The 11,454-nt window shown below is 43.5% G+C and carries 8 protein-coding genes; 4 read left to right on the forward strand and 4 right to left on the reverse strand.

Translation table 11 applies throughout. From position 1 onward, the window contains the following. Positions 1-24 precede the first annotated feature (24 nt). Genes AB5217_RS23700 through AB5217_RS23715 form a run of 4 tightly spaced genes read right to left on the reverse strand, consistent with a single transcriptional unit; the run spans position 25 to position 4,960 of the window. Complete coding sequence (locus tag AB5217_RS23700) at positions 25-1,197, reverse strand: glycosyltransferase (protein WP_004300619.1); 1,173 nt, start codon at positions 1,195-1,197, stop codon at positions 25-27. Between the two features lie 56 nt (positions 1,198-1,253). Beyond that, positions 1,254-2,279, reverse strand: coding sequence for an AI-2E family transporter (locus AB5217_RS23705; protein ID WP_004300618.1), 1,026 nt, complete (start codon positions 2,277-2,279; stop codon positions 1,254-1,256). 57 nt (positions 2,280-2,336) lie between these two features. Continuing rightward, the gene (locus AB5217_RS23710) at positions 2,337-3,590 is read right to left on the reverse strand and encodes a sensor histidine kinase (protein ID WP_004300617.1); all 1,254 of its coding nucleotides are present in this window, start codon (positions 3,588-3,590) and stop codon (positions 2,337-2,339) included. A 5-nt stretch (positions 3,591-3,595) separates the two neighbouring features. Beyond that, on the reverse strand, positions 3,596-4,960 hold the full coding sequence (locus AB5217_RS23715) for a sigma-54-dependent transcriptional regulator (protein ID WP_032843903.1): 1,365 nt from the start codon (positions 4,958-4,960) through the stop codon (positions 3,596-3,598). A gap of 326 nt (positions 4,961-5,286) precedes the next feature. Between AB5217_RS23715 and AB5217_RS23720 the strand changes: the two genes are divergently transcribed. The 4 genes from AB5217_RS23720 to AB5217_RS23735 are packed head-to-tail and all read left to right on the forward strand — an operon-like array spanning position 5,287 to position 10,988. Beyond that, positions 5,287-6,588 carry a TolC family protein gene (locus AB5217_RS23720; protein ID WP_032843902.1) on the forward strand — a complete coding sequence of 434 codons (1,302 nt, stop codon included), beginning with the start codon at positions 5,287-5,289 and terminating at the stop codon, positions 6,586-6,588. Between the two features lie 6 nt (positions 6,589-6,594). After that, positions 6,595-7,842, forward strand: a complete 1,248-nt coding sequence (locus AB5217_RS23725) for an efflux RND transporter periplasmic adaptor subunit (RefSeq protein ID WP_032843901.1) — start codon at positions 6,595-6,597, stop codon at positions 7,840-7,842. 12 nt (positions 7,843-7,854) lie between these two features. Beyond that, positions 7,855-8,571 carry an ABC transporter ATP-binding protein gene (locus AB5217_RS23730; RefSeq protein ID WP_004304173.1) on the forward strand — a complete coding sequence of 239 codons (717 nt, stop codon included), beginning with the start codon at positions 7,855-7,857 and terminating at the stop codon, positions 8,569-8,571. Next, complete coding sequence (locus tag AB5217_RS23735) at positions 8,568-10,988, forward strand: ABC transporter permease (protein ID WP_004300610.1); 2,421 nt, start codon at positions 8,568-8,570, stop codon at positions 10,986-10,988. Before AB5217_RS23730 ends, AB5217_RS23735 begins: the two co-directional genes overlap by 4 nt. The last annotated feature ends 466 nt before the right edge of the window (positions 10,989-11,454 follow it).

The following is an 11,454-nucleotide window of genomic DNA, read 5'->3' on the forward strand; positions in this document are numbered from 1 at the left end:
GTCTGTCTTCTCACGAAATCCGGTTTATCTTCTCATGAAATCTCCTTTTCCCCGGAAGAAACGGCAGAGTTTGAACTTCAATGACTGTACAGGTTGGATAAGGTCGAAAACAGGTAACGAGAAATAGTATTTTCGTCCTCCACCCATTTCTTTTGCCGTGCGGTTGATAATGACAGCTTGTACTGTAAAGCGCAGTAACCACATCAGGAATGCGATGCCTGCTACCAGCCAGTGGAAATTAAGTATCCCGAATACGATACCTGCTATACAGGCAATATAGAATAACAAACGGGAGAATGTCTCAAATCCCAGGAGGTAACGCTGTATTCCGTGGTAGAATCTGGCAGTAGCCATATAACTAACCTTTTCTTCTTTCCAATCTTTGTAGCGATATACGGGCTGTATCCGTGTGGTAGCGTTGAAGTCTGTTTCAACACGGGTGTTGGAGGAGGTAGCTAGCTCATTAATGAATAAATCATCTTCTCCACGTTGCAGATTCAGGTATTTGGAGAAACCTTTCTGTTGAAAGAATAGTTCTTTCCGGTAAGCCAGGTTGCGTCCGATACCGATATAAGGTTTTCCGGCCAGCGCGAATCCCAGATAGCGCAAAGACTGGAACAAAGTATCGAATGCAGTACGTTTGTGCAACCATCCTTTTGTGCGGTCGTATCCGCTATATCCCAACACAATTTGGGTCTGCGGAGTGAAATTACGTGCCATCAGTTTTAGCCACTGGTTGCTGGCGGGCATACAGTTTGTTTCCGTAAATACGAGCCAGTCATGTTTGCTGGCTTTGATGCCTAACGTTAGAGCCAGTTTCTTATGACTGATATAGCGTGCACTTTCGGGCGTAAAACTATGATAAAGATGAGGATATTTTTCTTCCATCACTCCCAGTATATCCTCGGTATCATCTGTGGAAGCATCATTGATGACAATCACTTCAAATTGTGGATAGTCCTGTTCCAGAATGGCAGGTAGAATTTTACGAAGATTTTCAGCCTCATTGCGTGCACAGAGAATCACGGAAAGTGGAGGCAGTTCTCGTATGAAATGCACCTCTTCTTTGCCTACAGCCTTATTGTGGACATGTATTCGATTGTACAGGCCGAAATAATAAATGAGCTGAATGATAAAAAGAATACCTGCCACCGATAAAAGAATCAGTTCGACAGTATTGAATGTAAATGTTTCCATCAAATTTTAGTGTCGTTTTTACAGCCGCAAAAGTACACAATTTTTCGGTAGTTTCGTCATCTCGATGGGAGGTTATTTCGCAAGTCGAGATATTCTTTCTTGAACATATCCACAAAAAGAAAGAATAATGAAAGCAGCAACGGACCGAAGATGACTCCCATAAACCCGAATATCGGCAGGCCGATGACTACTCCGAAAATAGTGATAAGCGGATGTGTATCCGCCATCTTCTTTTGAAGGATGAACCGGATAAGGTTGTCCGATTGCGATACGACGATAGCTCCATAGCCAAAAAGCCCGATGGCGTTGAACCAGTCTCCGCTGATGGCAAGATAAGCGGCTACAGGAAACCATACCAATGCCGTACCTACCATCGGAATGATGGTTGCAAAGCAGGTCAGGAATCCCAGCATCAGTATGTTGGGTGCTCCGAAAAGCAGATAGCCTATCATAGCCACGCCTCCCTGAATGATAGCCAGTAAGGGAATGCCGATAGCATTGGAACGGACAATCATATTGATTTCGTGAATGACTTCCTGCGTATTGGTTTCATTAAATGGCAGAATGTCATTGACATAAGCTTCCATCTTTTTTCCTCCAATCAGCATGAAGTAAAGCACAAAGATCATGACGAACAGGTTGATGGCAAGGCTGCTGATGCTTTCCATTATAATTTGTCCGATACGGGGAAGTATGGACATGATGAATGACAGCGTATCTTTTCCCAATACATCGTATCCTGTTTTCTCTTTGATGAATTCTGCTACCTGTTGAATAGGTGCAATATAGGTCTGTGGATCCAGATTGATATCCTGTAACTTGTTTGCCACCATCCAGACAGTCAATCCCAAAGGGATAAGAAAGACGAAAATCGTTTCTGCGGTAATCAACAGTGCGCTGATGCTTCGTTTCAGCTTTCGTTTTTCTACCAGATGATTCATCTGTCCGCGTACAAGAATGTAGATGGTGAGTGCTCCCAGCAATCCCCCCAGAAAAGGAGTGATTTGGCGGAAGATGATGACTCCCATAAACAGGATGATGACAATGAGGGAATATTTCCAGTATTGTTCTTTGGTGCTCATATCGTGTAAAATTCGTTTATATGATAATAAACACTCGAAGGCCGTGAAAGGTTTGTTTTACAGTGAAATGTCGATATGAAAAATTGTTTTACCGGGACGGCTTTCCAAAATAGACAAATGACCGTTGTGGTTACGGATGATTTGTCGGCAGAGACTTAATCCGATACCGGTTCCTTCGGATTTGGTGGTGAAGAACGGAATGAATATTTTTTCCTGCAGTTCATCGGGGATACCGGGACCATTGTCTGTGACGTCGATAGATATATGCTCGTCCCGATATGCATAAATTTCGATTGCTCCGTCTGTTCTTCCGTCTAACGCCTGAATGGAGTTTCTAAGGAGATTGAGCAGGACTTGGGATAGCTGGTTCTCGTCTCCATCCATGTCGATGAATTCCGGCTGACAGGTAAGTGTGAAATGAATCTGATTTTCCTGAAAATCGGTAGACAGGAGTTCTTGCAGATTTTGCAGGAGGGCTGTTAGTGAAAACCGTTTCCTTTCCGGTTGGGGCAGATAGGAGAGACGACGGAAAGATTCGGTAAATTCCAGCAGGCGTTCACTTTGTGCCTGGATGATATGAAGTCCGCGAAGTGTTTTTTCGCTGTTGTCCGGATATGCGGATAATGTTTGCGACAGGGAGATGATGGGAGCAATGGTGTTCATGATTTCGTGGGTAAGCACGTGGCTTAGCTTGTTCCATGATTCACTCTCTTTATCATTCAGTTCATTGCTGATATCCTTGATGGATAAGATGGTAATAGTTTCGTTCTGTAATTTCATCTGGTTTTGAGACAGACTAAGTCGTTCTTTCTTCTCTTTTTCCTGCAGGATAGGTTTCAGTTGGTCGTATTGGGCTAGTTGCTGGCATCCCAATAAAGTCAGTGCGGCACTGTTGGCCATCATTATTTTTCCGGAAGAATCCCATGCCAACACACCGCTAGGGACTTCTTCCAATAGCGAACGGTAGAAATGTTCCTGCTTTGAATATTCAGCTTGAGTTCGGATGAGCAGGGCATTGATACGGTTGAGTGAACGATTCAGCATTTCCTGTTCCCGGCTGACATTGTTTTCGGGGAAATAGAGCATATTGTCTTTGTCTTCTATCGCATCGAAGAAAAGGCGTAATTTTTGGTTGAAAGAGTTTAGCTTATTCACTAATCTTCCAATCTGAAACAAGGAGCAGATAACCAGTAATATCCCTATTACCACTCCTTGTTGGGAAATAATGAGCCATAGACCTGTTCCTGCGGTAGCAAGAATAAATAGGATATGTCCTAATGTGGTCCAATATATATGTCGGCTGAATAGCATACGGCTTAGGGCTTAAATCGTTTCAGTTTATTGTAGAGCGTTTGTCGGCTGATACCAAGTTGTTCGGCCGCAGCAGTCAGGTTTCCATTATTTTGCAAGATGGCCGTCTCGATGGCTTGTCGTTCCACTTCTTCCAGATTGGGCACCGCTTGGACTGTCTGTGGTTTCCAAGTCTGTTTCACCAGAATATCTTTAGGACGTATCACGTTGCTTTCGCATAAAATAACCGCCTTTTCGATGGTGTGTTGCAGTTCCCGGATATTGCCCGGCCAATGATAGAAGCGTAGCTTTTCAATCGTTTGCTCATGCATTCGCATTTCCGGTCGTTGATATTTGGAAGCGAAGCGATGAAGAAAAGCATCGATGAATAATAATAGATCATCTCCCCGTTCTCTCAAAGGGGGAATTTCCAGATGGATGGTATTGATGCGATAGAATAAGTCTTCGCGGAACAAACCTTCTTTAATCATCTCCGGTATGTCTTTGTTGGTGGCGGAGATGAGTCGGATATCAACGGGAATCACTTTGTTGCTTCCGATTCGGGTGATATTTCGGTTTTGTAGTACAGTCAGTAGTTTGGCCTGCAATGCAAGAGGGAGATTTCCGATTTCATCCATAAAAAGCGAACCACCATTGGCGGCTTCGAATTTACCCGGACGGCTTTCATAAGCATCAGTAAACGCTCCACGTTCGTGTCCGAAGAGTTCACTCTCAAAGAGCGATTCGCTGATAGCCCCCATATCGACACTAAGTAACTGACGGGTGTTTCGTGAAGATAAGCGATGTATTTCCCTGGCTAACATCTCTTTTCCTGTTCCGTTTTCTCCGGTTATCAGGATATTGGCATCGGTTTTGGCGATTTTAGTAACTACCTTAATTAGCTGTAGCATTGCAGGGGAATGACCGATCAACATTTCTGACTTATTCAGATTTTCATCACCGGATGCTTTCTGGGTTGATTTGGGAGAGTTTTTATGATGGGTTGGACGATTGTTTTGATAGGCTTCCTTTATTTTCTGTATCAGTATGTGGTTATCCCATGGTTTTAGTAGAAAATCTGTTGCACCATTCTTCAGTGCTTTAACGGCTAATTCTACATCACCGTAGGCGGTTAGCATAATAACGGGCAGTGAAGGGCGGATTTCATGGATATGTTTCAGCCAGTACAGTCCCTCGTTACCATTGTTGATTCCTGCTGAAAAGTTCATATCCAGAATCACAATATCAATCGGAGTGGTAGATAAGATGGTCGTGATTTGATTAGGATTGGCAGCTGTGCGGACTGTGCTGAACACATTCTCGAGTAATAACTCCAGTGAGGCTAATACACTCTTATTGTCGTCTACAATTAAAATCGTTCCTGTTTCCATACGCAAGATTGGGGGCTCTGTCCGTTGAATGTTCCTTTTAAGTTTCCGGGTAAAGGTATCTGTTTTTGATTTTCTTTGCAAGGGAGTGTCCAATAATTAGACGTTTTCATACAAAGTTTATGCTGGAATGAGTCAGAACGAGTTAGAATAGGGTAGAATAGAGGGATTCTCTCGGTAATGTCCAATTATTGGACGTTAGGGCGTTTAATTTTTGGACGGTGGAAGAATTATGTAATTTCTATTTGTTTTATAATCAATTATTTATGATTTGTGGCATTGCATTTGCTTTTATCATCCTGCTATCACACAATCATATATTATAAAGGATGAAAAGATTTCTTTTACTACTATTGCTTTCAGTGCCGGTTTTCCTGCTAGCCCAATCCGCTATGAGTTTGGACGATTGCATTCGTTTGGCTTATAAACAGAATCCGGCTGTACGTAACGGAGTTATCGGCATAAAGGAAACGAAAGCGGATTATATAGCTTCTGTCGGTGCTTTCCTGCCGCACATAGTGGTTAATGCGGAAACAGGCAAACGATTCGGACGTTCGCTGGATCCTGACACCAATGGGTATACCAGTGAATCTTTTGAAGAGGGAACGGTGGGACTTGATATGACACTTTCCTTATTTGAAGGCTTTTCGCGTATCAATCAGGTGCGTTTCCGGAAAATGAACAAAGAACGTAGTGAATGGGAGCTGAAAGAGAAACAGAATGAACTGGCCTATCAGGTGACGGATGCTTATTACAAACTGATTCTGGAGAGAAAATTGCTCGATCTTGCTTTGGAACAAAGCCGGTTGAGCGAAAGGTATTTGAAACAGACAGAGGTCTTCGTGGAACTGGGATTGAAATCAGCTTCCGATTTACAGGAGGTGAAAGCACGCCGGGAGGGAGATATTTATCGTTATCAGTCGCGCGAAAATAGCAGTCGGATCGCTTTATTGCATCTGAAACAATTAATGAATATCCAGCCGGGCGACACACTCGCTATTCTGGATACGATTACAGCATCCCAATTACCACCATATTCTGTTTCGACTGTGGAAACTCTATACGCACAATCTATCGAAATATTGCCCTCCATACGTATGATTGATTTGAAACAAAAAGCAGCTCATAAAGAGTATGCGATAGCGGGAGGAGCTTTCTCACCCTCTGTCTTTGCTCGTTTCACCGTCGGTTCCAATTATTATAATACAGCTTTCTCGGCCAGACAATTGCGTGATAATATAGGAAAATATGTGGGTGTTGGCATCTCCTTTCCCCTGCTAAGCGGTTTGCAACGTTTGACCAATCAGCGCAAGCTGAAATTGAATATGTATCGGCTCAAAAACGAAGAAGAACTTGAAAAACAACAATTATATACGGATATTGAGCAAACACTCCTTTCTCTTCACACCGGATATAGTGAACATCAGCAGGCATTATCACAACTTGACGCTGAAACACTGGTACTGAAAGAATCCGAACGGAAATGGGAAGAGGGATTGATTTCCGTCTTTCAACTGATGGAAGCCCGTAACCGGTTTATTGCTGCCAAAGCAGAACTGGTTCGTGTACGCTTGCAAATAGAAATGATGATGAAACTAGAAAAATATTATCGACAAGGAACTTTTTTATAAACCATTATGGATACACTTATTGAACGAAAACCCGGCATCAATCGCAAACGTCTTTATTGGGTCGGTGGGGTAATGCTCGGACTTGCTGTGATTGCCTATTTTATTTTCAGAGATACAGCCTCTTCTATGGCAGTGGAGAAAGACCGGCTGACAATTGCTACTGTCGAGCAGGCCGAGTTCAGTGATTATATCCGTGTGATTGGTCAGGTCATGCCTAGCCGGATTATCTATATGGATGCCATCGAGGGCGGTCGTGTGGAAGAGCGCCTGAAAGAAGAGGGAGCTATGGTAAAGGCCGGTGATGTGATTCTGCGTCTTAGCAACCCATTGCTCAATATCGGTATCATGCAGAGTGAAGCCGATCTTGCTTATCAGGAAAACGAGTTGCGTAATACCCGGATTAGTATGGAGCAGGAACGACTGCAACTGAAACAAGAACGTATTGGCCTGAATAAAGAGCTTATCGGGAAGCAACGCCGTTATGAGCAGTATAAACGTTTGGTAAACGAACAACTGATAGCACGTGAAGACTATCTCCAGGCAGAGGAAGAATATATAGCAGCCAAAGAGCAACTGGCTGTTATTGACGAACGTATCCGGCAGGATCATATTTTTCGGGAAAGTCAGATAGGCAGTCTTGACGAGAATATACGTAATATGAAACGGAGCTTGGCATTGGTTCGTGAGCGTTTGGAAAACCTGAAAGTGAAAGCTCCGATCGACGGACAGGTAGGAAACCTGAATGCGCAAATCGGGCAATCTATTTCTGCCGGCGAACATATCGGGCAAATCATCACTTCCGACCTTAAAGTACAGGCACAGATAGACGAGCACTACGTAGAACGGGTACTTCCCGGACTTCCTGCCGACTTTACCCGTGACGGAGAAACCTATAAACTGGAAGTGACTAAACCTTATCCTGAAGTGAAAGACGGTCAGTTTCGTACAGACCTCAATTTTATATCCGAACGACCGGAGAATATCCGTGCCGGACAGACTTATCACATAAACCTGCAATTGGGTGATCCGGCACAAGCTATTCTGGTTCCCCGTGGCGGATTCTTTCAAATTACCGGGGGCCGATGGATGTACGTTGTCGATGAAAGTGGTACATTTGCCACGCGGCGCCCTGTGAAGATAGGACGGCAGAATCCACTGTATTACGAGGTGACAGACGGTTTGTCTCCGGGTGAGAAAGTAATCATATCCGGCTATGAATTATTTGGAGACAATGAGAAACTAATACTAAAATAATGAATAATTATTATGATTAAAACAGAAAAACTATCTATGCTTTTCACCACAGAAGAGGTGCAGACAAAAGCATTGAATGATGTCACCTTACAGGTGGAACAAGGAGAATTTGTAGCGATAATGGGACCGTCAGGATGCGGCAAATCCACCTTGCTGAATATTCTCGGTACATTGGATTCTCCGACTTCCGGTTCTTACTTTTTTGAGGGGAAGCAAGTCGATAAAATGACTGAAAACCAGTTGACTGCTTTGCGGAAAGGCAATCTGGGCTTTATCTTTCAGAGTTTCAACCTGATTGACGAACTGACCGTGTATGAGAATGTGGAACTGCCACTTGTCTATCTGGGTATGAAGACTCTCCAACGGAAAGAACGAGTCAATAAAGTGCTCGAAAAAGTCAACCTGTTACATCGTGCGAATCATTATCCCCAGCAGTTATCCGGCGGACAGCAACAGCGTGTAGCCATTGCCCGTGCCGTAGTGACCGAATGTAAACTACTGCTGGCCGACGAACCTACCGGAAATCTGGATTCGGTGAATGGCATCGAAGTGATGGAACTGTTGAGCGAACTCAACCGTCAGGGAACCACAATCATTATCGTCACCCACTCACAGCGGGATGCGAAGTATGCACACCGGGTCATCCAACTATTGGACGGACAGATTGTAGCCGAAAACATCAACCGTCCGCTGGAAAAGAAAACGTCATCTAAAAACGAAACCGTATGATAGGGAATTACTGGAATAGTGCCTATCGGAATCTGATGAAGCGGAAGAAGTTCAGTTTCATCAATATCTTTGGATTGGCAATCGGAATGGCATCGGCATTACTGATGCTAACCTATGTCACTTTTGAGTTCAGCTTTGATAAAATGCACACGAAATATGCCCATATCTATCGGGTGCAAAGCACTTTTCATGAAGGGGAAGTCCTGACCGATTACTGGGCGACCAGCTCTTTCGGATATGCCTCGGCCATGAAAGAGAATCTTGCCGGAATCGAAGATTATACCCGTATCGCTACCCATCTCCAACCGGAGCAGATTGTGAAATATGGCGAACTGACATTACGGGAGAATCAGATAGCCTATGCCGATCCGGGCTTCTTCCGTCTTTTTGATTTCGAACTTCTGAAAGGGGATAAAAAGACTTGTCTCTCCATGCCCCGGCAAGTGGTAATCACCGAACGTATTGCCCGTAAGTATTTCAAAGATGAAGACCCTATCGGCAAAATTCTGATCTTTACCGGAACGTATGATAAAGTATCGTGCGAAGTGACCGGAGTCATGAAAGAAATGCCCTCCAACTCACACATTCATTATAATTTTCTGATTTCCTATGCCTCTCTGCCTCAATATATGCAGGAATACTGGTATAAGCATGAAGCCTATACGTATGTTTTGCTCGATTCACCGGAAAGAAAAGCGGAGATAGAAAAAGAATTTCCTGTGATGGCGGAGAAATACAAGACAGAGGAAGCACTGAAAAATAAGACGTGGGGCGTGTCTTTAATTCCCTTGGCAGATATACATCTCACCCCACAGATAGGCTATGAGACGGAAACCAAAGGAAATCGTTCTGCTATGATCGCCCTGATTTTTGCGGCTGTCGCTATTCTGGTTATTGCCTGGATTAACTATATCAATCTGACCGTAGCACGTTCGATGGAGCGTGCTAAAGAAGTGGGAGTGCGCAGGGTAGTGGGAGCTTTCCGCCAACAGTTGATTTATCAATTCCTGTTTGAGGCCTTGGTTATGAATCTGATAGCTTTCATATTAGCTGTGGGATTAATAGAACTGGTTCTTCCACATTTCAACCAATTGGTAGGACGTACAGTTACGTTTTCTGTCTGGTTCATGGATTACTGGTGGATTTTGCTGGTTCTCGTTTTTATAGCCGGAATATTTATTTCCGGGTATTATCCGGCATTGGCTTTGTTGAATCGCAAACCTATAACCTTGTTGAAAGGGAAGTTTTTGCATAGCAAGTCAGGCGACCGAACCCGTCAGGTACTGGTGGTTGTCCAGTATACAGCTTCCATGATTTTACTTTGTGTTACATTGATTGTTTTTGCACAGCTGAATTTTATGCGCAATCAATCTTTGGGAGTGAAAACCAGCCAGACATTAGTGGTTAAGTTTCCGGGACATACAGAGGGGCAGAATATCAAGTTGGAAGCAATGAAAAAAGCAATCGCGCGTCTTCCTCTGGTCCATCGGGTTACTTTTTCCGGTGCCGTGCCGGGCGAAGAAGTGGCCACATTCCTTTCCAATCGTCGCACCAATGACGCTTTGAAGCAGAACCGTCTTTATGAGATGCTGGCTTGTGATCCTGATTATGCGGATGCATACGGTTTGCAGATAGTAGCCGGAAGAAGTTTCTCCGAAGAATATGGTGATGATGTCGATAAACTGGTGATTAATGAAACAGCTGTACGTAATCTGGGATTTGCTTCCAATGATGAGGCGATAGGCGAGTTGGTAACAGTGGAATGTACTGATGCGCCGATGCAGATTATCGGAGTGGTGAAAGATTATCATCAGCAGGCGTTGAGCAAGAACTATACACCTATCATGCTGATTCATAAAGATAAAATTGATTGGTTGCCCCAGCGTTATATCTCTGTTGTGATGGCTTCCGGAAATCCCCGTGAACTGGTATCTCAAGTGCAAGAGATCTGGAATCAGTATTTCGCGGATTCCAGCTTTGATTATTTCTTCCTCGATCAGTTCTTCGACCACCAATATCGGCAAGACGAGGTTTTCGGAGCGATGATCGGTTCGTTCACCGGATTGGCAATCTTTATTTCCTGTCTCGGACTTTGGGTATTAGTCATGTTTTCCTGTTCCACCCGCACCAAAGAGATGGGAATACGTAAAGTGTTGGGAGCTTCCCGCTGGAATCTTTTCTATCAGTTGGTCAAAGGATTTTTCCAGTTGATTTTGATTGCAGTTGTTATAGCTCTTCCGGTAGCTTGGTTTAGTATGAATGCCTGGTTAAGCCATTATGCTTTCCGTACCGATCTCAAAGCGTGGTTCTTTATAGTACCTGTATTGCTGATGCTGTTTATCTCATTTGTGACAGTGGCTTTCCAGACAATGAAAATAATAATGAGCAAACCTGCTCGTTCATTGCGATATGAGTAATCTCTGAATCTACTCCATCGGATATTCGTTAATATCCGATGGATTTATGTTAAATGTTAACGAAACTGTTACTTCTATTAAACCATGTTATAAGATACGCTACTTGAGCCTGAAAATTTGGAGATATGCAGAAAGTCCGTATCTTTGCAATGTGTTTTTCATAGTATTAGATTTAAGGTTAACAAAAGATTGGCTGTCTGGGATAGATAGCCTTTTTTTATGTTCTTTTCCCAGCAAAAACATAGCGTCACTATCCGGTCGGGATGGTTACCCTATCCCACGAATATACCGTCACTATCATAAGTGGATACCGTCACCATGTTTAAAATGAATTTTTCTATCCTTTCTGTTATTCTATCATTCCCATCCTATCGTGAGTTGTCAATAAAAGGTTCTTCGTCAAATTTGGTGGTACTTCTTCTATTGTGAATAAATAATCTTCGCTCTCAGTAGTTTAATTCCTGCC

It is taken from the genome of Bacteroides sp. MSSM.1001136sp1_RTP21357st2_D2_RTP21359_211015 (assembly GCF_040913205.1).
GTDB lineage: Bacteria > Bacteroidota > Bacteroidia > Bacteroidales > Bacteroidaceae > Bacteroides > Bacteroides ovatus.